At 61.0% G+C, this 23,633-nt stretch carries 16 protein-coding genes; 10 read left to right on the forward strand and 6 right to left on the reverse strand.

Annotated elements, in window-relative coordinates:
- Window positions 1–8: 8 nt before the first annotated feature.
- Window positions 9–6,137, reverse strand: coding sequence for a membrane-targeted effector domain-containing toxin (locus BW686_RS02915; RefSeq protein WP_084914134.1), 6,129 nt, complete (start codon window positions 6,135–6,137; stop codon window positions 9–11).
- A gap of 303 nt (window positions 6,138–6,440) precedes the next feature.
- Here BW686_RS02915 and BW686_RS02920 point away from each other — a divergent pair, with 303 nt between their 5' ends.
- Genes BW686_RS02920 through BW686_RS02950 form a run of 7 tightly spaced genes read left to right on the forward strand, consistent with a single transcriptional unit; the run spans window position 6,441 to window position 14,571 of the window.
- The gene (locus BW686_RS02920) at window positions 6,441–8,198 is read left to right on the forward strand and encodes a carbamoyltransferase family protein (protein WP_084914135.1); all 1,758 of its coding nucleotides are present in this window, start codon (window positions 6,441–6,443) and stop codon (window positions 8,196–8,198) included.
- Window positions 8,182–9,312, forward strand: a complete 1,131-nt coding sequence (locus BW686_RS02925) for a glycosyltransferase (protein WP_084914136.1) — start codon at window positions 8,182–8,184, stop codon at window positions 9,310–9,312. The genes BW686_RS02920 and BW686_RS02925 overlap by 17 nt, the downstream gene beginning before the upstream one ends.
- Window positions 9,312–10,208, forward strand: coding sequence for an antimicrobial resistance protein Mig-14 (locus tag BW686_RS02930; RefSeq protein ID WP_084914137.1), 897 nt, complete (start codon window positions 9,312–9,314; stop codon window positions 10,206–10,208). Before BW686_RS02925 ends, BW686_RS02930 begins: the two co-directional genes overlap by 1 nt.
- On the forward strand, window positions 10,205–11,614 hold the full coding sequence (locus BW686_RS02935; RefSeq protein ID WP_179149164.1) for a PIG-L family deacetylase: 1,410 nt from the start codon (window positions 10,205–10,207) through the stop codon (window positions 11,612–11,614). The genes BW686_RS02930 and BW686_RS02935 overlap by 4 nt, the downstream gene beginning before the upstream one ends.
- Before the next feature lie 30 nt (window positions 11,615–11,644).
- Window positions 11,645–12,601: a glycosyltransferase family protein gene (locus BW686_RS02940; RefSeq protein ID WP_084914138.1), complete on the forward strand. Its 957-nt coding sequence runs from the start codon at window positions 11,645–11,647 to the stop codon at window positions 12,599–12,601.
- A 31-nt stretch (window positions 12,602–12,632) separates the two neighbouring features.
- Window positions 12,633–13,406 (forward strand): hypothetical protein, encoded by a 774-nt coding sequence (locus tag BW686_RS02945; protein ID WP_084914139.1) that lies wholly within the window; start codon window positions 12,633–12,635, stop codon window positions 13,404–13,406.
- Entirely contained in the window at window positions 13,396–14,571 is a 1,176-nt protein-coding gene (locus BW686_RS02950) for a hypothetical protein (protein ID WP_084914140.1), read from the forward strand. The genes BW686_RS02945 and BW686_RS02950 overlap by 11 nt, the downstream gene beginning before the upstream one ends.
- Before the next feature lie 46 nt (window positions 14,572–14,617).
- Here the strand turns inward: BW686_RS02950 and BW686_RS02955 are convergent, their stop codons facing one another.
- Window positions 14,618–15,256 (reverse strand): toluene tolerance protein, encoded by a 639-nt coding sequence (locus BW686_RS02955; protein ID WP_179149149.1) that lies wholly within the window; start codon window positions 15,254–15,256, stop codon window positions 14,618–14,620.
- Between the two features lie 215 nt (window positions 15,257–15,471).
- Between BW686_RS02955 and msbA the strand changes: the two genes are divergently transcribed.
- Both msbA and hldE read left to right on the forward strand, forming a co-directional pair.
- Window positions 15,472–17,274, forward strand: coding sequence for a lipid A export permease/ATP-binding protein MsbA (gene msbA / locus BW686_RS02960; RefSeq protein WP_084914317.1), 1,803 nt, complete (start codon window positions 15,472–15,474; stop codon window positions 17,272–17,274).
- Window positions 17,275–17,398: 124 nt separating this feature from the next.
- The gene (gene hldE / locus BW686_RS02965; RefSeq protein ID WP_084914142.1) at window positions 17,399–18,820 is read left to right on the forward strand and encodes a bifunctional D-glycero-beta-D-manno-heptose-7-phosphate kinase/D-glycero-beta-D-manno-heptose 1-phosphate adenylyltransferase HldE; all 1,422 of its coding nucleotides are present in this window, start codon (window positions 17,399–17,401) and stop codon (window positions 18,818–18,820) included.
- 33 nt (window positions 18,821–18,853) lie between these two features.
- On the opposite strand, the gene BW686_RS02970 is transcribed toward hldE, so the two are convergent.
- The 4 genes from BW686_RS02970 to BW686_RS02985 are packed head-to-tail and all read right to left on the reverse strand — an operon-like array spanning window position 18,854 to window position 22,215.
- Window positions 18,854–19,810 (reverse strand): metal ABC transporter ATPase, encoded by a 957-nt coding sequence (locus BW686_RS02970; RefSeq protein ID WP_084914143.1) that lies wholly within the window; start codon window positions 19,808–19,810, stop codon window positions 18,854–18,856.
- Between the two features lie 36 nt (window positions 19,811–19,846).
- A complete protein-coding gene (locus tag BW686_RS02975; protein ID WP_084914144.1) occupies window positions 19,847–20,662 on the reverse strand; it encodes an aldo/keto reductase in 816 nt (271 codons plus the stop codon).
- Entirely contained in the window at window positions 20,659–21,834 is a 1,176-nt protein-coding gene (locus BW686_RS02980) for an NAD(P)/FAD-dependent oxidoreductase (RefSeq protein ID WP_084914145.1), read from the reverse strand. The genes BW686_RS02975 and BW686_RS02980 overlap by 4 nt, the downstream gene beginning before the upstream one ends.
- 48 nt (window positions 21,835–21,882) lie before the next feature.
- On the reverse strand, window positions 21,883–22,215 hold the full coding sequence (locus tag BW686_RS02985) for an SMR family transporter (RefSeq protein WP_084914146.1): 333 nt from the start codon (window positions 22,213–22,215) through the stop codon (window positions 21,883–21,885).
- Between the two features lie 69 nt (window positions 22,216–22,284).
- On the opposite strand from BW686_RS02985, the gene waaA reads away from it, so the two are divergent.
- Window positions 22,285–23,565, forward strand: a complete 1,281-nt coding sequence (gene waaA / locus BW686_RS02990) for a lipid IV(A) 3-deoxy-D-manno-octulosonic acid transferase (protein ID WP_084914147.1) — start codon at window positions 22,285–22,287, stop codon at window positions 23,563–23,565.
- The last annotated feature ends 68 nt before the right edge of the window (window positions 23,566–23,633 follow it).

Below are 23,633 nucleotides of genomic sequence, written 5' to 3' on the forward strand. Positions count from 1 at the left end.
GACGCGCTTCAGCCGACTCGTGTGAGGTTCATCTCTTTCAGTGCCGCCACCAACGCGTCCATGTCGTCGTAGGGGATGAGATGCACGCGCGGCCAGCGGACACGTTCTACATACAGCTTGCCCTGGTCATTGACCAATATCGGTGTGCGGTAAATCCAGGTGTCTCGTGCGCGATGGACGATGGTCTGCAGGTCGCCTTCGCCCTGTTGCACCAGAAACATGCCCGGCCGGGGAAGCCGTTGTTCAATCGTCAGTGGCTGCTGCGGCCTAATGGTATTGGGCAGTTGCGGCACTTCCATCTCGACTCGATAGTCGCCTTTGATGTGGACCTGGGTCGTCGATATATTTCCGGAGACCAGTTCCCCCGGATCCGGCATCACGCCCCTTGATTGCCCCGGTGCCACATCGATGACCCGCAGACCGATCCCGCCTTCCAGTTCGGCAAGGCCGGGTACGACGCCTTGGTAGATATTGGAATGGCTGTTGCCGACCAGCGCGATCCACTTGTGTGAACCCATGACGTCCTGATGCTTGCGTATCGTGCGTGACGCAAAGTAATTCATCATCTGCTGGCGAGTGAGGGAATCTTCGCTGGCAATGTCACTGAGGTGGTAGCTGGCCGCGCAATCGATGGCCCTGACTTCCATGCCATGCTGGCGCGTTTTGATGACCAACTGCTCGAAGGTGTAGACCTTGTCCGGGTCGGTATGATGCCCCCGGTCCAGCACTTTCAAGTCATGCAGCAGGGTTTTGCTCATCTGGCCGGTTTCGAAGAAGCGGTCCAGGTCCGCCTGATGCAGGTCGGTCAGCAAGTGTTCCATGTACAGCGTCCTGACGTTTTGCTGTGACAGCAGCGGCAGGTTGTCGATGATCATTTTTTTGCTGGCGACCGAAAAGTGCGACTCGCCGATCACGAGACTGTCGGTGTGGCGGTACAGGGTCTCAAACAACTCCGGCACGCTTGTCTGAGGCTTGATGGCTGGCAAGGCAGGACGAGGCGGAAGTTGTGCGGCGCTGATCGTGGCGGCGTTTTTTTGCAGCGTCTTGCGGCGCAGGGCGAAAGCATCGCGCACTGCATCCAGTTCAGGGTCATCGAAAAAGTACTCCATATCGAGCCCTTTCTTTTCGAAGTTCGCCAGCCGGTGCAGGTTGGTCCGGGTCTCCAGGGGCATTTCGTAGGTTGTGTCAGCCAGTGATTGCTGGATCGCCGTCGCCGGACGCTCGGCATTCCAGTCTTCGGGCGCTACACGCAACCAGGCCCCTTTTTCGTCCTGAACGAATCCGTACTGGCCTGCCCAGCGCTCGCCATCCGGGAGCGCGGCCGGGCTTCTCAGTTCTCGCAGCAGCATGTCATCCAGAGGCGTAGGTGCCGGCAATGGCGCCATTGGCACAATAAGCGCCGGATCGGCGAACGCAACCGTGAAGTCACAGCGGGTCGGCAGGTGCTGACCGGGCAATCCGCTGCTGCCCTGAATGATGCGCGTCGGGCGACCGGCAGGGATGTCATGCACATGCACGCTGACCACGCCCTGCATCTCGGCAATGCCGGGAATCTGGTCATTTGCTGTGGCAAGCCTTTGGTCCAGCAAGGCAACCCAGCGTCGCGTGGGGGCTGATGCGATGTCACTGTTGATGAGCGTATGGCCGAAGAAGGTGCTCATTTTTTGAGCAGCAGCCGGGTCGTTGGCTGCGCTTGCTACCGGATGACTGCTGAACGGGTAGCTGATTGAAGAACTGAACGGGCGCACCTCGATGCCGTAGCGGTGCGCGGCCTTGATCACATGGTAGTAATCGTAATCAGTGCTCGAGTTGTTCAATGCACCCCGGTTGGTATCGTTCAGATAATGTTTGATTTCATGCGAGCCGGAGCGGCTCTTTTTGCCCAGCTGGCGATATCGGGCGAGTTTTGCCAGGTGTTTGTCGGTCAGCAGGTGTTCGATGTACAGCACTTCGACACGCTGTTCGGCCAACAGGGGCATGTTGAGCAGCAACAATCGCTTGCTGGCAACCGATTTGGGGGCCTCGCTGAAGATCAGACCGTTGCTGTGCGCAAAGACATGTTCGATCAGGTTGTCGACGGCAACAGGCGGTGTCAGTGGCGGCAGCGGCGGCTTGGGCGGTGGCGTGAATCCGGCGAGAAATGCCTGGGCGTCCTGGTAGAGTTTTTCCCGACGCGCCACGAAACTCTGCCGCAGGTCGGCGAAATAGCTTTCGAAGTAGGCTTCCATGCCGATCCCGGTCGGGTCGTAAGGCCTGTTGCTCAGTACCACCTCCAGCGCCGACTGCATGGCGGGCGGCATCTCGTATTCGCTTGGGATGGACCCCGTGCTGGTGCCCGGTGTTTCCGGCGCCAACGGGCCGTAAGGCTGTGAATCACCCACACCGCCACCACGCAGGCGTTGCTGGCCGACAAGCTGCCATTGCTGGTCGGCATCAAGGTGAACCGGCTGATTGCCGAAGAAGGCGAACGGGTTGGCGGGATCGACGATTTGCCAGCAGCGCAACTGCGCGTCGTACTGCACCTGAAAGGTTCTGCCGGACAGTTCGATGTAGCGTTGGCCGTTGACCAGGCACACGCCTCTGGCATGGCCGGCAGCGATGCGTGGCACGTCATGCAGAGAAAGATCGACCGCCCTGTCAATGCGCAACCCCGAAGGGGCGCGAGGTGCGGCATTGAACACCGGGGCAAGGGGTTGCCAGTTGCCGCCTGCTTCCCTGACGGCGTATTGGCCGGTTGCCCTTGGCGGGGCCGAGGACACCGGGGTCGCGTGAAACACCGGGGCGTGGCCGTTGGCATTTGGCCTGCCGACCAGAAAGACCTGCTCCTGCAGTTCCACCGGGTACAGGTGTTCGTAACGCGGCACGGAAGACTGCTGGCGGAACGAGCGCAGTACCGGGGTAGCCTCTTGGCTGTGTTCGAGCTGGTGCAAAACCCCGCCGAAGCCTTTCAGGCCTGTCAGCAGGTCGCCGCCCGCGCCGAGGCCGTTGAACAATGCGGCAAGCACGTAAACCCCGGCACGCTCCTGATCACCCTTGGTCAGGGCTTCAAGTGCTCGTCCGCTGTCATGCAGCACCAGCAGGCTGCCCACCGCAAAGCTGGCCGGGGGGAAGGGCAGGGTCAGCGCCGTGGCGATCAGCTCGACGCTGTTCCAGATCAGTCGCGACAACATGTCGTTACGGCCGGTGGTGGTTTCTTCTACGTCCCGCAACCTGCGCTCGATCGGCCGGTTGTAGCAGGTGTCGGCAAAGTCGGAAATGAATGCTTTGGGGATCACGGGCGGCTTGTCGGCGTTGTTCTGCTGCATGTCGCGCAGGAAGAATGACAAGGTACGGCGTGCGTCGATCCGGCAGCGGTCCTTGTAGTAGTCGATCATGCCCGCGGTATCCAGCGAGCGAACGAAATCGCTGAACAGGCGGAACTCGATGCCGTCGGGTGCCTGTGGTGTGTACAGCAGCGCGGAGTGCCGGATCTGCATCGGCAGGATGACCACGCAACCTTGCACGGTTTCGATCTGGCTCAGCGGCGTGGAGGGAGTGACCAGTTGGTCGACGCCGTTCAGCCCGGAAGCAATAAGGGCTTTATCCACATTTATGTGCAGCGGGTAAAGCAGGTATTGCTCGCGTGTGGTCGCATCGTCGAGGTGCGCGTTATCCAGTGACGGTTTCAGCCAGGCGTACTGCGCCGCATCGACATGGCCTTTGAGGAGGCTGCGCAGGGCCGCGGCCTGCATCTGCAACCGGGTGATCAGGACGCTGGCCCTGCGCCGATACTCATAGCCCTGATCGTCGGGGTTGAGCAGCGTGCGTCTGACCAGGGCAATGTAATCGTCTGCCAGCCACTTGCCGCGCACCGAACCGGCCACCGCTGCCGGCGACAAGGCGCTGAGGTCGACGCCCTCCGGACCGCTGAAGGTGGCCTGCGTGTCGGCGGAGGTGCGAACAGGGTCGATGCTGTCGTCATAGCCCTTGAGCAGCATGTCGGTGTAGGTCAGCGTTTCGCGCTCGCTGGTGATCACGATGAGGTCGGGGTCTACCGTGCCGGTGGGCACGCCCAGCAACTTGCCGATCTGCTGGGAGGCGCGCTGGTGAACGTAGTCCTTGAACGGCTGGACCCGAGCATGAGGCTGTGCCTGATAATTGCCGAGGGCGCCGCCGACAGCCTCTTCCAGGGCCAGCAGTTCCTGACGCTGTGAACGACTGGCACGCAGATACCAGTCCGGCGTGTGACGGGCCTGTTCGGAGAGCGTGACGCGTACTTGTTCATCGGTGAAGCCGCGCAAGGCCGCTTCGCAGTCCGGGTGGTCAATGAACTGGATGAAATCATCCTCGGGGTGGGGTTTCAGCCGGAGTGCCGTCAGGTGTTGCTCAAGTTCCGGGCGAGCGGCAACCTCCACCTGAGTGAGCAGGTAGTCGGTCATTGCCGGCGATGCGCTCCAGCCGACGATCTCATGCAGCAATCGGGTTTCATCTTCGAAAGCCTTGAACGGCTGTCCGGGGGCGTCCAGCGCAAGCATGACCAGTCGCTCCGTGTGACCCTCAGCGTCCTGCTTGCGGAACACCAGCAGCCTGGCCATCACGTTGCGGCCGTTCAGCTTTATCTGCTGCACGCGCAATGCCGGATCAGGCCTGCCCTGCGGCACACGCGCCAGCGCCTCGACAATGTTGAAATCTCCGGGCTGGATGTGGCCCTGCATCTTTGACGCCCAGGCCAGTGCGGTCAGCCGGGTGCGTGCCAGCATGGCCAGCAGTTTTCGGTTGTGTTCTTGCTGGTAGGCCGCCTTTTGAAAGTCGCCGAAGACTGCCCGCAGATCCAGTTCGGCAATCAGCCCGACGAGGTAGGACGGGGTCAGGGCGGCGCAGGCGATGTCCAGCGGCTCGCCATCAAGGCGGATGACGGTCTGCTCCAGAAAGTCCGAACCGGCGACCTCGTCATTCAGGTGCAGGCCATAAAGTGCCAGCTCGATCAGCGAGCGTGTCACGTGATAGGTCTCGCCCGTCAACGGCAGCGTGCGGCGCGTGTCGATGGTCAGTGCGCCAGGGGCCAGGTCAAGCCCCAGATCGTCGGCCAGCCGTGCGCGTAAACGAGCATCGGCGAACTGCTCCGGGGACGCGGCACTGCCCAGCACGCTGAGCATGGCGGCATGCGCTTCATCGTAGCGGCGCAGGTGCCCGGCGTAGGCTTGCAGGTCTGCCTTGCTGGCGATCTTCATCCAGTCCGGCATGTCCCGCTGATACTGACGTTGCCGGTTGGTCAGTTCTCGCAGTTCGAGCATGGACGCAGGGCCGAACAGGCCGCCCATGTCGATGGCTTCCTGAATCAGTGCCCGACGTTCGTGCCGGTCTTCGCTGCCAGGTCGTTCGCAGGCGTAACGAATGTCGTTGCGCTGCTTGTTCAGCAGACGGTCGAAGGCATACACGAACGGCGCCGTGGTCACCGGTTTGACGTGCAGGTCGGCGGCGCTGAACGGTTCGAGGTACAGGTCGGCGTCCTGGCTGATCGCAGCCAGTGGTTCTTGATGACGTCTTTCCATGCAGTTGAACAGTGCGCCGCGCAACCTCGGCGTGTTCAGCCAGCGTGCAAGGTTATGCGCCATCTGTGCCTGGCTGGCGAAGCCCATGATGCCGATCCCGGGGAGCATCAGCAGCGTGTGCTCCGTTTCCAGGGATATCGTCAGCACGCCGGCCAGTTCGACCTGCTCGTCATCGTGCAATTGCACCGACAGCGAAGAGTAGACCGGCGCAGGGTCGTGCGGCTGCTCTGCCGGGTCCGGCAGGCAGGCAAGATAGCCGCTCTCCAGGTCGCGCTCGTGAATCCTGACGCTCGCTTCGTCACGCACTGCACGCTGCAGCGCAGGCACCAGTCGTTCACGGCGGCTTTCGCCGGTTTCTCCGGGGACCAGCCAGTAGTCATCGACCTGTTGCAGCAGGCTGAAGATTTCCAGTTCTCGCTCGGAGACGTCGCTGCCGCCGAGGGCGGCCAACAGCGCATCGCCGGGGGCGGGCTGCGTCAGCAGTTCGCCGGCCAGCACGGTGCGCAGTTCGTCGAGGCGCTTCAAGGCTGCCGATGCGGCAGGCCAGGTATCGGCGGGCGTCAGTGAGACGGGGGTTAAAGCTGAGGCGGTCTGTGTTTGAGTCATGAGGGCTTCCCATTGCGCATTTCAGGCGCTGAGGTTTGATCGAAGGCCCTGAGGCCAGCGTTGATGGGCCTCAATTAATCAGACGCAACGGGGTGCAACGTCGTAGATAGTTATTGGGTGTGGCGAAAGAGACGTTTCTTACACCGTCTGGCGGGAGCCCGCAGCGACATTTCAGGCCGCCGAGCCAATCCTCGGTCATTACGTTATAATCCCGCCCTTTAGCTGCCCTCAGCCCGCTGTGCGGGGGCACACCTTTTCTCGGGCGCGATGCGCCTGTATGCAGACTAAAGAGGCTAGACCCTAGTGGCATTGACGATCCTTGGCCTGTCCGGCGCCCTTAGCCATGATCCTTCCGCAGCGCTTTACATCGACGGCAAGCTGGTAGCAGCGGCCGAAGAAGAGCGCTTCGTTCGTGACAAGCACGCAAAGAACCGCATGCCCTACGAGTCCGCGAAGTTCTGCCTCGAGCAGGCAGGCATCAAGCCTTCGGACGTCGATGTGGTCGCGATTCCATTCGCGCCGATCAGTCTGTTTGGCAAAGCGCGCTGGCACTACGCCAAGCGTTACTGGTACGCCCCGGACCGCGCACTTGATGCGCTGTTGATGGGTAATCGCCGTTACAAACGCTATCGCAACAAGATCGTGTGGTGCCTTGAGCAGTTGGGCTTCGATCCGAAAAAGATCAAGATCGAGCCGGTCGAGCACCACCTGGCCCACGCCTCCAGCGCTTACCACTGCTCCGGTTTTACCGAAAAAACCGCGATCATGGGCATCGACGGCAAAGGTGAGTACGCCACGACCTTTTTCGGCTATGGCGAAAACGGCAAGATCCACAAGATCAAGGAATTCTTCGATCCGGATTCGCTGGGCGGCCTGTATGGCGCGATCACCGAATTCCTCGGTTTCGAGATGCTCGATGGCGAATTCAAGGTCATGGGCATGGCGCCATATGGCGACGCCAGCAAGTATGATTTCTCGCGTCTGGCGACGTTCGAGAATGGCGAACTGGTCATCAATACCGAACTGGCCAATGTCATCGGTCTGCGTCGTTACAAAGAGAAAGGCAAGGGCTTCTATTTCTCGCCGAAGCTGATCGAATGGCTTGGCCCGAAGCGTGTCGGCGACGTCGCCGACGAGCCGTACATTCATTACGCCGCCAGCATGCAGGCGCTGTTTGAAAAGCTTGCGTTGCAGATGATGGACCACTACCTGGGCGACATCCTCAAGGAAACCGGCAAGATTGCCTTCGCCGGTGGCTGTGCGCTGAACGTCAAGCTCAACCAGCGCATCATTGCCCGCCCGGAAGTGAAAGAACTGTTCGTGCAGCCGGCTTCCGGCGACGCCGGTACGGCGGTGGGTGCTGCGGCTTATGTGTCCCACGCTCGCGGTGTGCCGGTCGAGAAGATGGAGCACGTCTACCTCGGCCCTTCGTACAGCAACGAAGACGTGATCGCGGCGTGTGCCCGTCACCCGAGCAAGCCGGTCTGGCGCCAGATCGACAATACGCCTGAGCGGATTGCCGAAATCATGGTCAAGGGCAATCCGGTGGCCTGGTTCCAGGGGCGCATGGAGTTCGGTCCGCGCGCGCTGGGCGGTCGTTCGATCATCGGTTGCCCGAGCGTGTCCGGCGTGGCCGACCGCATCAACCATCAGATCAAGTTCCGCGAGCGCTGGAGGCCTTTCTGCCCGTCGATGCTCGACACCGTTGCACCGCAGATGATCAAGATCGATCACCCGGCGCCGTTCATGACCTTCACCTTCGAAGTCGCCGAAGAGTGGAAGACCCGCGTGCCGGAAGTCGTCCATGAAGACGGCACGTCCCGCGCCCAGGTGCTCAAGCGTGAGTACAACCCGCGCTACTACGACATGATGAAAGCGCTGGAAGAACTGACCGGTAACGGCGTGTCGCTGAACACCTCGCTCAACCGCCGTGGCGAGCCGATGATCTGCTCGCCGACCGATGCCCTGAACATGTTCTTCGGCTCGGACCTCGAGTACCTGATCATGGAAGACATCCTGGTGGTCAAAGAGGGCGTCGAGGCTTATGACACGCTGGGCTGAACGTCACGTGCTGCAGTTCTGCCACGGCTATGACGGGCCGTTTCTGGACTGCGCGCGGCAATACGCCAGCCTGTTCGCCGGCAAGGGATACCGGGTAACGACGGTGTTTCTGACCGGTGCCGCCGACCCTGATGTGGTGGCCGACTGCGGTTCCGACGAAGTGCTGTTCATGGAGTACAGCTCCAGTGCCATTCGTGGCCTGAAGCTGGGCGCCATCCGGGACCTGCGCAAGATCGCCGCCACCCGCCGTTTCAGCTTTTGCATCGCGCACCGCTTCAAGCCGGTCTACATCGCGCTGCTGGCAACCAGACTGCCCGTCATTGGCGTGCATCATGCGTTCGGTGATTATCACCGGGGCAGTCGCAAGCTGTTCGCCCATCTGTTTCGCAAGCGCCTGAGCCTGCTGGGCGTGTCCGATGCGGTTCGTGACGACATGCGCAGCAGCCTGCCCAAGTGGCCGGCCGAGCGTATTCAGACCTTGTACAACCGTATTGATGTCGAGCAACTGCAGGGCAGCCAGTTTTCCCCTGAAGATGCGCGTGCAGAGCTGGGTTTGTCGCCGTCAGCATGGATCGTCGCCAACGTCGGCCGTCTGCACCCCGACAAGGATCAGGCCACGCTGCTGCGCGGTTTTGCCGAGGCGTTGCCCAATCTTCCCGAGAACAGCCAGTTGGTGATTCTCGGCAAGGGCCGTCTTGAGGACACGCTCAAGGCGCTTGCGCTGGAGCTGGGGATTGGCTCGCACGTGCTGTTTCTCGGGCAGGTGTCCGATGCTCGTCGCTACTTCAAGGCGTTTGATGTCTTTGCCTTGAGTTCGGATCACGAGCCGTTCGGCATGGTACTGCTGGAAGCCATGGTCGCCGGTGTGCCGCTGGTGGCGACGGCCTGCGGCGGCGCGAAGGAAGTGGTCGAAGACGTTGGCCTGCTGTTCCCGCTGGGGGATGCCCATAGCCTGGCGAACGGCCTGGTACACATGGCGGGGCTGGACGCGGAGCAGCGTCAGGATTGTGCTGAACGTATGCTGTTGCGGTTGCGCGAGCGTTTTTCCGATCATGCCGTGCGCGATGTGTTCTGGCGCTTGCCGCAAGTCTCCAGCCTGACGGCGGGGGTCTGATGCTTAACAGGTTCAAAGGCTGGCGTGAGCGTGGCTGGGTGCAGATCGATGCGCCCGCCTACGAGCAGGCATGGCACCGGTTTGGCGGCAGCGTGGCCACACACCCGCTGGTGGTCGCACGTTTGTCTGCGCTCGCCGGTATTCCCGTGCGTTATCTCGCTTGGGAGCAGAACGGCGAGGTGAAAGCTGCGATTGCCACCTGGGGTCGCTCGATGGCGCTGTCCAAGGACGAACTCAAACGTCATGGCAAGAAGGGGTTGTTCGACCTGGGCAACGCCGAGCTGATTCTGCCGATGGCCGATGATGTTCAGGTGCCGGTTCGTCACCGTGCCCGCTACGTGTCTGCGCTCAACGAAGGGCGCGTCAGCACCTTCAAGCCGCAGGCCGAATCACTGGCAATGGCGCGCACGCCTGAAGACCTGTCGAAAAAGTTTCGGTACAACCAGCGTCGCGAGCTGCGTCTGCTGGAAGAGGCGGGTGGAACGGTCCGGCCGGTCAGCGAGTTCAGCAGCGCCGAGCTGGCGAGCATGTACTGCGAATTGTTCCAGCGCCGCTGGGGCTTTGAGGCCACCGGTGCCCGGCACAAGGCTGAAGTCATCGAGTTGCTGCGCGAGCTGCTGATCGGCTCGGTGGTGTTTCTCAATGACGCGCCGGTGGCCATCCAGTTGGTGTACCGCGTCGAGGCGCCACAGTGGGTCAGCGTCGAGTACGTCAACGGCGGGGTCGACCCTGAAACCCGTGATTTCAGTCCGGGCAGCGTACTGAGTTTCGTCAACACCCAGTCCGCTTGGGAAGATGCCCGGGCGCTGGGCAAATCGCTGCGTTTTTCCTTTGGCCGTGCTGATCGCGAGTACAAGGACCGATGGTGCAACCCCGTTCCGGTGTTCCAGATTTGAGCCGCAAGCAGCAGTTGCTCAAGCGCCATCGCCGTCACAAGCGGCTGGTGTTGCTGGCTGGGCTGTTGCTGCTGATCGCGCTTGGCGTGATGGTGGCCTGGTGGCTGGTGCCGCTTCTGGCGCTTTGCGCGTGGGTCGCTCACGAAGCCTGGTTTGCCGATCATCTGTTCTATTCGCCAGCCGACGACTATCAATACAGCTTTCCCGTCGACAGCGAAGTGCCGGGCGTGCGTCTGGACGCTGGCAAACTGTTACTGGAGACGCCGCTGCAATTGGCCGGCGACGAGACGCTGATCCTGGCGCTGACGATCAACAGCACATGGCTGGGTCGTTTTCTCGACCCGTTCATCGAGCTTCACGGGCTGGATCTGCAGGACCGGCAGGCGTTCGAGCGCGGTGTCTCTGGCGTGCGTTACCTGAACCTGACCGGGCTGGGCGAGCCGCTGGCCGCGGGTGCGCTGCAATTGCGGGGACGGTTCTGCCGGCTGTCAGCCGCGCCACGGCTCTGGCTGTTTCGTCAGCCCGATCCACGAAAGCAACGTGTCATGGTGATCGCGCCGCACGCTGACGACGCTGAGCTGGCCGCGTTCGGGCTTTACAGTCAGGCCGAGGAAGCATGGATCGTCACGCTGACCGCTGGCGAGATTGAAGCCGAACACTATCAACAGATGGGCATGCAGCGCGCCGAAGCGGCGCGCATGAAGGGCCGCTTGCGTGCCTGGGACAGCATCGCCGTCGCGCGTTGGGGCGGTGTGCCGGAATCTCGTTGCGTGCAGCTGGGCTACTTCTGCCTGCAACTGCCCGCCATGCAGGCGGCGCCGGGCACGCCGGTCGGGTCGCGAGAAGCGGATTTGACCGATACCCGGTTATTTCGTCAGTTCAATGCGCTGGCCTTGCCCGGCGACGACGGCCAGCCGACCTGGAACAACCTGCTGGCCGACCTGCGTGCATTGATTTCAAACGCCAGGCCACAGGTTATTGTCATGCCGCACCCCGCCATCGACCCTCACCCCGATCATGTCTGCGCACAGGCTGCGGTGCGTGAAGCCTTGGTCGGGCTTGAATGGCAGCCAGACGTGATACTCGGTTACGCCAACCATTTGCATGACAATGACCGCTGGCCAATGGGTGATGCCTACACGGGGATCAGCCTGCCGCCGGTGTTCGATGGCGAACTGTCGCTGGTGCCTTACAGCCTTCAGTTGTCGGTTGCGACCCAGAGGGACAAGGCGATGGCGCTGGGCATGATGCATGACCTGCAGCCGCCAATGCCGTTCAAGCGCCGTCTGCGCCGTGCGTTGCAGCGTGTTCTGGCCGGGCGGCGCTGGCCGGCTGAAGGCGAAAACGAATTCTTCCGTAAAGCTGTGCGACGACACGAGTTGTTCTGGTGCAGCCGTGACATCTGATTCAGCAGGCGCAGTACTGCAAGGAAAACCATGAAAGTCCTACTTCTGGTCCAGAAAGAGCAGCGTGCCATTCTGGACCGTCTTTACGACGGCATCGCCGCACATTGCGAATGCGACGTGCGCTGGCTGAGTTCCGATGAGCAGCGCAACCTGCGGAGCTATTTTCGCCGCGAAGTGGATGTCAGTCGTTATGACCGGATCGTGTTCTTCCTGCGCTTCAAGCAGGAAGTGCGTCAGGTCGGTTTCATCCGCACAATTCCCAATCTGGTCATCCTTGAACACGATGCCTACCAGAACTACATTCCGTGCAAATACACCAGCAAGTTCAGTGCGCACTATCGCAAGCTGCCGTGGGCCAGGGTGATCTGTTCGGGGTTCATGGTCAGCGAGCGTCTGCGCCAGGAAGGCTTTGATGCCGTGTTTGTGCCCAAGGGGTATGACCAGAGCCTGTTGCAGTTGCAACGCCGCGAGCGCGACATCGAGCTGGCGTTTGTGGGCAGCACCAACAGCGTCGCCTACAGCGGGCGCAAGGCGTTGCTGGACGAGCTGGGGCAGGTCGAAAACCTGCTGGTCACGCGAACCAAGTCCGGCGAAGAATACTGCGACACGCTCAACCGGATTCGCTATTTCGTCAGTGCCGACGTCGGCATGGGCGAATACATGATCAAGAACTTCGAAGCCATGGCGTGCGGGTGCGTGCTGTTTGCGTTTGATCAGGGCGCTGAGGAAAACCGTGCGCTGGGCTTTGTGGACATGCACAACATCGTGCTCTACCGAGACATTCCCCAGCTTCGGGAAAAGCTGGCACAGTTGCGCGAGAACGCCGAACTTGCCAGCGAAATCTCACGCAACGGGCAGACTTTGGTTCAGGAACGCTTTACATTCCATGCCCTTGGAAAAGCCATTGTGGACACTATGCGTGCGCCATTGCGCAGTATGCCGGCACCCCGCTGGACCGATCGCTTGCGGTCACGGTGGGGCTGGTAATGCCTTATGAATATTCAATGATTGGGAACGAATGATGGTATTCAGCGAAAACAGCGACATCACACTGGTCGTGACCAGTTGTGGTCGCTTCGACCTGTTGAAGCGCACCCTGGAGACATTCGACCGTTTCAACACTGCGCCCTTGCGCCAGGTGCTGATTACCGAAGACTCGGGCGACGCTCAGGTCGAAGCGTGTATTCCGGAACACTGGCGTCCCCACACGCGCTTCATCATCAACAACCCGAAGCTTGGGCAGATGCGCTCGGTCGATGCGGCCTATTCGATGATCGAGACAACCTGGGTCTTCCATTGCGAAGATGACTGGGATTTCTACCGTCCGCACTTCATCGAAGAGTCGATGGCCCTTCTGGAGCATGACCCTCAGGCGCTGCAGGTCTGGCTGCGCAGCTACAATCACGACCTGCGTATCCACAGCCCTTATGTTTACCTCGACGCGCGCGAAGTGGTCGATTGCATTCCGTTTTACAGGCTGTGTTCACACAAGGCCGAGTGGCAGGGGTTTTCATTCAACCCCGGGCTGCGCCGTCTGGCGGATTACCAGCAGCATGCGCCTTATGCGGCGCACGGTGGAGAGAAGAAACTTTCACAATTATTCGCTGCGCAAAACCGGTACGCTCTGATTCTGGAAAATGATGCCGTGTTGCACACCGGTTTCGGTGAGCATGTGGTGGTGCCGCAGGAGCGGCTTGATAAACAGCGTCGCAAGCGTCGTGATCGCATCAAGCTGATCGCCGCTGTGTTCGCTGGCCTTGTAGCAGGTTGGTTGCTCAATAATGTCAGTTGACCGAATCAGAATGCCCGGCAGCAAAGTACAAGCGTATTTCACGGCAGCGATTGTTGTCTTTCTGCTGAGTTTCATTCTCAACTCGTCAGCCAAGATCACCAACAACCTGTTCTATGCATTCACGGCCTTGCCCGGCTTGTTCTTTTTGATCAAGTACCGGGGCGCAGGCGTGTTTGCCAAGCCGCTGGGCATTGCCTGGGTGGTGTTCATGACGTGCTTTCTGGTCCCGGCGCTGCAAGCGCAGGAGTTCCAGTATTACAAGCACATTGTCTACGTCAGCCTGTTTGTCTTTGTCGTGGCCGGCATCACGGACAACGGGTTTTTCCGGCGTGGCCTCTTTGTGCGGGGCATGTTCTGGGCCGTAGGCCTGTACATTCTGCTCAGTTCGATCCACAGCTGGGTGACCGGGCAGTTTGTCTTCGGCCAGCGTGTGGCAATTCTGCCGGGACGTATGGAGAACGTGATCTACGCCAGCGCCTGGCTGGTGTGCAGTCTCGCCCTGGCACTGCCGCTGTGGGCTAAAGAGCGACGTTGGGTCGAGGCGGTCTGCGCAGCCTTGTTCACGCTGGTGATCACCGCGTTTGTCGTCCAGACACGGACCGCTCTGGTCGGGGCGGGCTTCCTGTTTTTTGCCTGCACGGTGTATTCGATCTACCGTTTTCCGTTGCGTACTGTCGTGGCCTTACTGGTATTGGGCGTTGTGGCGGCCGCAGGTTTCTGGATCGTGAAAGATGAGCAGTGGGTGACCTTGTTGATGGTCAGAGGCGATTCCTACCGTATCGAACTGTTTGAAATCATGACCGGCGAGTGGCATCGCTGCGGTTGGCTGCTGGGGTGCGGTGTCGACTTTTACACCACCCAGACACTCACCGGGGGCGTACCGATTCAGCACCCGCACAACATCTTTGTGTCACTGGGGCTCTACACCGGCGCCGCTTCGCTGGTGATGTTTCTGGTGGTGATGGCGATGACGCTGTGGAACGCCTTGCGTGAGGGTGACGCCTGGGGCCTCTATCTGGCATGCGCGCTGGTGATGCTCAACTTCGACGGCGGGCAACTGGTCGGCAACCCGGACGAACTCTGGGTGCTGGTGCTGCTGCCGGCGACGATGGTGCTGGGGCGTGTGGTGCAGACGCACCGGCTCAAGCGGGCAGCGGCGGTCTGATCGCCGCAACGAATAAAAATGGCCGCCTTTCGAGCGGCCATTTTTTTCAGGCCATCGCCTGGGTCAGTTCGCCCGTATCGCAGAGAGTCTGAGCGCTCATGTAGCCTTCCAGAAACGCCGGATTGCCGTTGTCCAGCAGCCACTGGCGGTCTTCCTGATAGCGCAGCATGTGCTTGAAGTTACGCAGACGCAGGCTTTTGCGGAGCGCGCGGCGGTAGGTTTTCATGTCGGCAATGTCGATCAGGCCGAGGTTGCCGTCTGGCGTGAGGATCACGTTGCCCAGGTGCGCCGAGCGAAAGTAGATACCTTTCTCATGCAGGTTGGCGATGAAACGCCCCAGTTGCGCGCGCAGTTTGTCATCGGCGAGCGCGCTGCCCAGCAGTTGGCGCAGCGTGTAACCGGCCAGCGGTGCGTAATGCACGGCATCACGTTCTATCTCGGCGATCCGGCGGACCGCGAGGACGCGAGGGCAGGGGATATCACGATTGGCCAGCGTGACGCAGTTGTCCGCGAAGCGCTGGGCATAGGGATACCAGGCTGCCGAGCTGACAAAACGTTTGCGCCGAAACAATTTCAACATCGACCCGTCACGCAGACGTAGTACTTTATCGCCCGTGCCGTCGGCTTCAAGCACTTCGGCGCCTTGAACCAGGTCAAGGTAATGGGCGTGGTCAAGCGCTTGCATCGATACTCCGGTTTTTACGCCCCAGGGGCCACTGGTCGTCATGCACAAGCCTGCTTTTGATTCTGGCCAAAGGCCGTGGGCAGAAGCCAGATTTGCAGGTTTCAGGCAGCGATCAGAAACCCTTGGGTATGGGCGGGCCGCCTATGTTACCGCAGCAGGCGGCCGCGAAAACTGCTGTGATACAATTCGGCCTCTTTTTAACACGACGGATTCTCATGACAACTTCCGAATCGTCCGCCACCTCCAGCGTGAAAATCTATTTCCGTCTGTTGTCGTACGTGCGTCCGTATGTGGGCATTTTTCTGCTCAGTATCATCGGTTTCGTGATCTTCGCCTCGACCCAGCCGATGCTCGCCGGCATCCTGAAATACTTTGTCGATGGCCTGACCAACCCTGAAGCCGTGCTGTTCCCCAATGTGCCGTACCTGCGCGAGCTGCAATTGCTGCAGGCCGTGCCGCTGCTGATCGTCCTGATCGCCGCCTGGCAGGGGCTGGGTTCGTTTCTGGGTAACTACTTTCTGGCCAAGGTCTCGCTGGGGCTGGTACACGACCTGCGCGTCGAGCTGTTCAACAAGCTGCTGGTCCTGCCCAATCGCTATTTCGACACGACCAATTCCGGCCACCTGATCTCGCGCATCACCTTCAACGTCACGATGGTGACCGGTGCTGCCACCGATGCGATCAAGGTCGTGATTCGTGAAGGCCTGACAGTCGTGTTTTTGTTCATCTATCTGCTGATGATGAACTGGAAACTGACGCTGGTGATGCTGGCAATTCTGCCGCTGATCGCCGTCATGGTCGGCAGCGCGAGCAAGAAATTCCGCAAGCAGAGCAAGAAGATTCAAGTGGCAATGGGCGATGTGACCCATGTTGCTTCGGAAACCATTCAAGGCTATCGCGTGGTGCGCAGCTTCGGTGGTGAGTCCTACGAGCAGAATCGTTTCGCCGAGGCCAGCGACAGCAACACCCGCAAACAGCTGCGCATGACCAAGACCGGCGCGATCTACACGCCGATGCTGCAACTGGTGATCTACAGCGCCATGGCGGTGCTTATGTTCCTGGTGCTGTTCCTGCGTGGCGATGCCACTGCAGGCGATCTGGTCGCCTACATCACTGCCGCCGGCCTGCTGCCCAAGCCGATTCGTCAGTTGTCGGAAGTCAGCTCGACCATTCAGAAGGGCGTCGCAGGTGCCGAAAGCATCTTCGAACAGCTGGATGTCGAGGAAGAGGTCGACACCGGCACTGTCGAGCGTGATCGGGTCACCGGCCACCTTGAAGTGAAGAACCTCAGTTTCTTCTACCCGCAAACCGAGCGTCAGGTGCTGAATGACATCAGCTTCTCTGCGGCGCCGGGGCAGATGATCGCGCTGGTGGGCCGCTCCGGCAGCGGCAAGTCGACGCTGGCCAACCTGATTCCGCGGTTTTACGGTCACGAGATGGGCAATATTCTGCTCGATGGCGTCGAGATCAACGACTACCGGTTGCGCAACCTGCGCAGGCACATCGCCCAGGTCAACCAGAACGTCACCCTGTTCAACGACAGCATCGCCAACAACATCGCTTATGGCGATCTGGCCGGTGCGCCGCGTGCCGACATCGAGGCTGCTGCCGCTGACGCTTACGCCAAGGAATTCATCGACCAGTTGCCGCAGGGTTTTGATACTCAGGTGGGGGAGAACGGTGTGTTGCTGTCCGGTGGTCAACGGCAGCGCCTGGCGATTGCCCGTGCCTTGCTCAAGAATGCGCCCTTGCTGATCCTCGACGAGGCCACGTCCGCACTGGACACCGAATCCGAGCGTCACATTCAGGCGGCGCTGGATCACGTCATGAAAGGCCGTACCACGCTGGTCATCGCTCACCGCCTTTCGACCATCGAAAAGGCCGACCTGATTCTGGTCATGGACGCCGGGAAAATCGTTGAGCGTGGCACCCATTCCGAGTTGCTGGCGCAAAACGGCTATTACGCCCGTTTGCATGCGATGGGGCTGGATGAGCCTGCTCCTGTCGGCGCTGTCTGACATTGCTATCAGGCGGGCTGATGCAGCCCGCCTGCCTTTTGGTGGCGTGATTCAACAGCCTGTCTGTTGCAAACCCCTGTGCTAAGATTCCGCCCCTGTCCATTTTTCTAGTACGGGTTGTTCCATGAAGCTAACCATGCCGCGCTTTGATCAGGCCCCTGTCCTGGTGGTCGGTGATGTCATGCTCGACAGATACTGGCATGGTGGTACCTCGCGTATTTCCCCTGAAGCGCCGGTGCCTGTGGTCAAGGTCGATCAGATCGAGGACCGTCCGGGCGGTGCCGCCAACGTTGCCCTGAACATTGCTGCGCTGGGCGCGCCGGCTTCGCTGGTCGGTGTGACGGGTGACGATGAGGCGGCTGACAGCCTGGCCAACAGCCTGAAAGCGGCGGGTGTACTGGCGCGCTTCCAACGCATCGCCGATCAGCCGACCATCGTCAAGTTGCGTGTCATGAGTCGCCATCAGCAATTGCTGCGTATCGACTTCGAAGAACCGTTCAACACGGATCCGCTGGCACTGAGCGCAGAAGTTTACAGCCTGCTGGACGGCATCAAGGTGCTGGTCCTGTCCGATTACGGCAAGGGCGCACTGAAAAACCATCAGGCGCTGATTCAGGCAGCCCGCAAGCGTGGCATTCCGGTGCTGGCCGACCCCAAGGGCAAGGATTTCGCGATCTATCGCGGTGCGAGCCTGATCACCCCGAACCTGAGCGAATTCGAAGCCATCGTCGGGCATTGCGTCGACGAAGCCCAGTTGGTCACCAAAGGTGCGCAACTGATGCAGGAGCTTGACCTGGGCGCGTTGCTGGTGACCCGTGGCGAGCACGGCATGACATTGCTGCGCCCCGATCAACAAGCCCTGCACCTGCCGGCCAGAGCACGCGAAGTGTTTGATGTGACCGGCGCGGGCGATACGGTCATCTCCACGTTGGCGGCGGCGATTGCGGCTGGCGAAGAATTGCCCCATGCCGTCGCGCTGGCCAATCTGGCGGCGGGCATCGTGGTCGGCAAACTGGGCACCGCAGCCATCAGCGCCCCTGAGCTACGCCGCGCCATTCAGCGCGAAGAGGGCTCCGAGCGCGGCGTGCTGGGCCTGGAGCAATTGCTGCTGGCGGTCGACGATGCGCGTGCCCACAAGGAACGAATCGTCTTCACCAATGGCTGTTTCGATATTCTCCACGCCGGCCATGTGACCTACCTGGAGCAAGCCAGGGCGCTGGGCGATCGCCTTATCGTGGCAGTCAACGACGACGCTTCCGTCAGTCGTCTGAAAGGGCCGGGCCGTCCGATCAACAGTGTCGACCGGCGCATGGCGGTGCTGGCCGGGCTGGGGGCGGTGGACTGGGTCATCAGCTTCCCTGAAGGCACGCCCGAGAACCTGCTGGCTCACGTCAAGCCGGACGTGCTGGTCAAAGGCGGTGATTACGGGGTCGATCAGGTGGTCGGCGCTGACATCGTTCAGGCCTACGGCGGCGATGTGCGGGTCTTGGGGCTGGTTGAAAACAGCTCGACAACGGCAATCGTCAGAAAAATTCGCGAGCAATAACGCCAAGGCGAGCGGCAGGCTTCAGCCTGTCGCTCACAGCCTGCCGCTCATCGCCTGCAACAGTTCCCGTGCCTTGCCGGTCAGGCGCTTGAAACCGGTCTTTTTCGGCGGCGGTGTCATCCCCTGCTGACGCAGCCAGTCTTTCCAGCGGATTCGCTCCTCACGCACCACCCAGCCATCCTGTGCGGCAAAGCTTTCTGCCAGGTGCAAGCCGCGAGTTCCGGCCGGGATCAGCTTGTCGCGCTTGAGCGTGTAGAGCTCGGGCAGTGGCGATCCGTTCTCCAGCGGCATCAGGTACAGGTCCGGTTTACTGCGGTTCAGGCGGACGATCAGTTGATCGTTTTCCAGCACTTCATCAACGTGGAACAGGCTGACCGGGCGCGCCTCTTTGGGGATTTCCAGGCGCATGTCGTAAATCAGCTGCAACGATGCCGTGGGCAGATGCACATAGGCCCTGGGCCGCTCGATGAGTGTCAGGTTGCCGCTGCGCACCGGCCTTGCCGCACCGGACAACGGGCTCAGGCGAAAGGGCATTGCGTCGCGGTAATGCAGCGCCGCCGCGTAGGGCGCAGGCAGCCAGGTTTCCTTGAACAGCCCGTTCAACCAGCCCTGAGGCGTTTCGATCAGGCATTCTTCGGCCACTTCCTGAATCGCCGTATGCAGAGGCAACGCCATTTCGTGGGCCGGGACATAACCCGAGATCAGCTTGAGTACAACGTCGCCGCGGTCCTGACGGCGCTGGCGGACCAGCACCCAGTAATCACGATTCTGCCAACTGACGGTGAGGCGGACCGAGACGCCCAGATTGGCCAGCTCGGCAGCGAAACGTTCGGTGTCCGGCACCTCGATCTTGCGTCGTCGCTGCAGGGTCTGAGCGAAGTTCATCGGCATGCCGACGCTCTGATAACTCAGGCCTTCCGGGGTGGCTTCGACGAACAGCGGCAGGGTCTTGAAGTTGCTGGGGTTCTTTCGGATCAGTGTTCGCGGCATAACGGCTCCTTCTTGCGTTGGGGTCGGCCGCCTACATCAGGCTTGACGGCAAATCACGGCAGCGGCGGTTGCAACGTTATGCGCCAGGTGCAATGGGTTGATGGTCCCGACAATAGCACTGACAACTCCCGGGTGTTCAAACAGTAGTTGAAAACTGGCCTGCACCGGGTCCATTCCGGACGTCAGGCATGCATGGCCGCTGGCCAGTGCCTTTTTGACCAGAATGCCTTTACCGTGCGCGGCGGCGTAATCGATCACCGGTTTTTCGGTCTGTTCGTCGAGGTTGTAGGTGACCATCGCGCAGTCGCCCTCACGCAAAGCCAGCAGGCCCCCCTCGACGGTCTTGCCGGAAAAGCCGAAGGCCCGCAGCTTGCCTTCGCGCTTGAGGTCGGCAAGGGTCTGGTACACCTCGGTGTCATTGAGAATCGCCAGATCGTTGCCATCCGAATGGACCAGGACCAGATCCAGAAAGTCAGTTTCAAGACGTTTCAGGCTGCGCTCCACCGACTGGCGCGTGTGCGCAGCGCTGAAGTCGTGGCTCGACTGGCCGTTGTCGAACTCTTCACCCACCTTGCTGACGATTACCCAGTCCTGACGCTGGCCACGCAACAACGGGCCGAGGCGTTCTTCGCTGGTACCGTAGGCCGGCGCGGTGTCGATCAGGTTGATGCCCATGTCGCGGGCCATTCGCAGCAGCATCTGTGCCTGCTGATCATCCGGAATCTTGAAGCCGCTGGGGTATTTGACACCCACATCCCGGCCCAGCTTGACGGTGCCCAGGCCCAGCGGCGAAACCGTCAGGCCGGTGCTGCCGAGGGGGCGGTGCAGGTTGTGCAGGGTTTTCAGGCTCATGGCAGCAGTTCATCCCAGACAGGTATGGCCATTGGCGGCCTTGGCACATTCGCCAGCGGGGCTTGCGGTGTCGGATGGATGCCGTCTTTCGACAACTGAGACAGCACCCGGTCAGCGAAGTCCGGTGCCAGTGCCAGCTTGGTCGGCCAACCCACCATCAGGCGCTGCTGGCTGTCGAGAAAGGCGTTGTCCGGGCGTACCAGGCCTGACTGGGCAGGCTCGGCACGGTCCACGCGCAGGGTCGCCCACTGCGCCTGGCTCAGGTCGATCCACGGCAGCAACGCTTCAAGTTCCTTGCGGGCGACGGCAATCTGCGCGTCAGGTTCGCGCGCCACGCCGTCGGCCTCGGCCAGATCGCCGCCCAGGTACCACACGCATTGGCCATTGGCGGCAAAATGAGTGGTGACGGTAATGCGCGGCTTGGTGCCACCGCCCAGACAGTGTGCGTACAGCGGTTTCAGAGTTGCGCCCTTGACCAGCACCATGTGCAGGGGGCGGCGCTGCATTTGAGGTTGCGACACGCCAAGCGCGTTCAGCAGGTCGGCATTACCGCCGCCCGCACTGAGCACGATGCGCTGGGCATGAATGTCACGATCATCGACGCGCAGGCCGACCAGTTCATCCGCCTCGTAAAGCGGCTCGATCTTCTGCCCGGCCAGCAAGCTGTCGCCCGCCAGCTCCGCAAGCCGTTCGATCAGGCTTGGTACATCGACCACCAGTTCTGCCAGTCGATAGACCTTGCCCTTGAATTTCGGGTTTTGCAGGGCCGGCGGCAGTTGCTCGCCCTTGACCTGATCCACGCGACCACGCACCGCCTTGCTGGCAAAAAAGCTGGTCAGGTTGCCCGCGAGGGTGCCCGGCGACCACAGGTAATGGGCCTCGGACAGCAGGCGTACGCCGGACAGGTCCAGCTCGCCCTTGCCGTCGAGCGCTTCCCGCCAGCGGCGCGGCATGTCGGCAATGGCCTCGGAGGCACCCGACAGCGCGCCATGCAGCGCGTATTTGGCGCCGCCGTGAATAATGCCCTGCGACTTCAGGCTTTGCCCGCCACCCAGGCTGGCGCTTTCTACCAGCACTGTCGAGAACCCTTGACGACGCAACCGGGCATTGAGCCAGAGACCGGCGACGCCAGCCCCGACAATCAGCACGTCAGTGGAAATAACCGATGGCATGAGCACCTCAGTGAGCAAAAAGTATGAGCATTATAAGGGATCAGGTTTTCAATGCCCGGCGGTTTTCGAGAACAGCTGGATGACCGCCACACCGGCCACGATCATACCCATGCCCAGTAACGCGGGCAGGTCGAGTTTCTGGCCGTAGATAAAGTACGCCGCGATGCTCACCATGACGATGCCCATGCCCGACCAGATCGCGTAAGTGATGCCCACCGGGATCGTGCGCATCACCAGGATCAGCATCCAGAACGCGATCGCATAACCGGTGATCAGCAACAGCAAGGGCAGAGGCGTGCTCAGCCCCTTGACGGCCTTCATGGACGTGGTGGCGATGACTTCCGCGCAGACGGCGATAGCCAGCAGGTAATAAGCGTTCATGATGCATTCCTTTTCGTCAGGATGCGCATTCTAGCGGCTTGTGATGGCGGGCTGATAAACTCCGCGCCCATGAATAGAACCCTTTATACCGTGCTGTTTCATCTTGGCCTGCCTTTGGTTGCCCTGCGTCTGTGGTTGCGCGGGCGCAAGGCTCCGGCTTATCGCCAGCGTATCGGCGAGCGCTTCGCCACTGGCTTGCCCGCCATGCAGCGCGGCGGGATCTGGGTGCATGCGGTGTCGGTGGGCGAGAGCATCGCCGCCGCGCCGATGATTCGCGCGTTGCTGGCGAACTATCCGCAATTGCCGATCACTGTGACTTGCATGACGCCCACAGGTTCGGAGCGAATCAAGGCGATGTTCGCCAGCGAGCCGCGCATTCAGCATTGCTACCTGCCGTACGACCTGCCGTGGGCTGCCGGCCGTTTCCTGGATCATGTGCAGCCGCGGCTGGGCATCATCATGGAAACCGAGCTGTGGCCCAATCACATTCATCAGTGTGCAACGCGTGGCATTCCGGTGGTGCTTGCCAATGCGCGGCTGTCGGCGCGTTCGGCGCGGGGCTACGCACGTTTTGCGAAGCTGACCCGCCCGATGCTGGCCGAGATGGCCTGGTTCGCGGTGCAGACCGAAGCTGAAGCGCAGCGCTTTCGTGATCTGGGCGCACGGCCTGAATGCGTCGCGGTGACCGGCTCGATCAAGTTCGATTTGAGCATCGACCCGCAATTGCTGGAGCGCGCTGCGCAACTGCGTGAACAATGGCAGGCGACGCAGCGACCGGTGTGGATCGCTGCCAGTACTCATGCCGGTGAGGATGAAAGCGTTCTGTCAGCCCATCGCTCCTTGCTGAAGGATCATCCCGATGCGTTGCTGATTCTGGTGCCGCGCCACCCCGAGCGTTTCGACAGCGTGCATGCGTTGTGTCAGCAGCAGGGTTTTGCGACGGTTCGGCGCTCCGCTGCCCAGCTTGTCACGCCGGAGGTGTCAGTGCTGCTGGGCGACACGATGGGCGAATTGCTGTTTCTTTATGCGCTTGCCGACATCGCGTTCGTGGGCGGCAGCCTGGTGCCCAACGGCGGACACAACCTGCTGGAGCCGGCAGCACTGGCCAAGCCGGTATTGAGCGGCCCGCACCTGTTCAACTTCCTTGAGATCGCTGCACTGCTGCGCACGGCCGGTGCTCTAGAAGAAGTCAGCGATGCAAATGCGCTAGCCATTGCCGTGCAGCGCCTTATCGACCAGCCACAACAGGCGCGCAACATGGCCGATGCCGGGCTTGCGGTGATGAAAGCAAATCAGGGCGCGCTGCAACGCCTGCTCGACGGGATCGGGCGGTTGCTGGCCAAGCGCTGAGTTGCGGAGGACGCAGAGCGTCCAGAACGGCATGCCCACGCGGAGCGTGGGCACGATAGGGTTCTCTG

Source organism: Pseudomonas syringae (assembly GCF_002157375.1).
Classification (GTDB): domain Bacteria; phylum Pseudomonadota; class Gammaproteobacteria; order Pseudomonadales; family Pseudomonadaceae; genus Aquipseudomonas; species Aquipseudomonas syringae_T.

Excerpts from the sequence above, each read along its gene's own strand:
- BW686_RS02980 (WP_084914145.1), bottom strand. The coding sequence starts at position 21,834 with ATGCCATCGGTTATTTCCACTGACGTGCTGATTGTCGGGGCTGGCGTC.
- waaA (WP_084914147.1), top strand. The coding sequence starts at position 22,285 with ATGAATAGAACCCTTTATACCGTGCTGTTTCATCTTGGCCTGCCTTTG.
- msbA (WP_084914317.1), top strand. The coding sequence starts at position 15,472 with ATGACAACTTCCGAATCGTCCGCCACCTCCAGCGTGAAAATCTATTTC.
- BW686_RS02975 (WP_084914144.1), bottom strand. The coding sequence starts at position 20,662 with ATGAGCCTGAAAACCCTGCACAACCTGCACCGCCCCCTCGGCAGCACC.
- BW686_RS02970 (WP_084914143.1), bottom strand. The coding sequence starts at position 19,810 with ATGCCGCGAACACTGATCCGAAAGAACCCCAGCAACTTCAAGACCCTG.
- hldE (WP_084914142.1), top strand. The coding sequence starts at position 17,399 with ATGAAGCTAACCATGCCGCGCTTTGATCAGGCCCCTGTCCTGGTGGTC.
- BW686_RS02955 (WP_179149149.1), bottom strand. The coding sequence starts at position 15,256 with ATGCAAGCGCTTGACCACGCCCATTACCTTGACCTGGTTCAAGGCGCC.
- BW686_RS02945 (WP_084914139.1), top strand. The coding sequence starts at position 12,633 with ATGATGGTATTCAGCGAAAACAGCGACATCACACTGGTCGTGACCAGT.
- BW686_RS02925 (WP_084914136.1), top strand. The coding sequence starts at position 8,182 with ATGACACGCTGGGCTGAACGTCACGTGCTGCAGTTCTGCCACGGCTAT.
- BW686_RS02985 (WP_084914146.1), bottom strand. The coding sequence starts at position 22,215 with ATGAACGCTTATTACCTGCTGGCTATCGCCGTCTGCGCGGAAGTCATC.
- BW686_RS02950 (WP_084914140.1), top strand. The coding sequence starts at position 13,396 with ATGTCAGTTGACCGAATCAGAATGCCCGGCAGCAAAGTACAAGCGTAT.
- BW686_RS02940 (WP_084914138.1), top strand. The coding sequence starts at position 11,645 with ATGAAAGTCCTACTTCTGGTCCAGAAAGAGCAGCGTGCCATTCTGGAC.
- BW686_RS02930 (WP_084914137.1), top strand. The coding sequence starts at position 9,312 with ATGCTTAACAGGTTCAAAGGCTGGCGTGAGCGTGGCTGGGTGCAGATC.
- BW686_RS02915 (WP_084914134.1), bottom strand. The coding sequence starts at position 6,137 with ATGACTCAAACACAGACCGCCTCAGCTTTAACCCCCGTCTCACTGACG.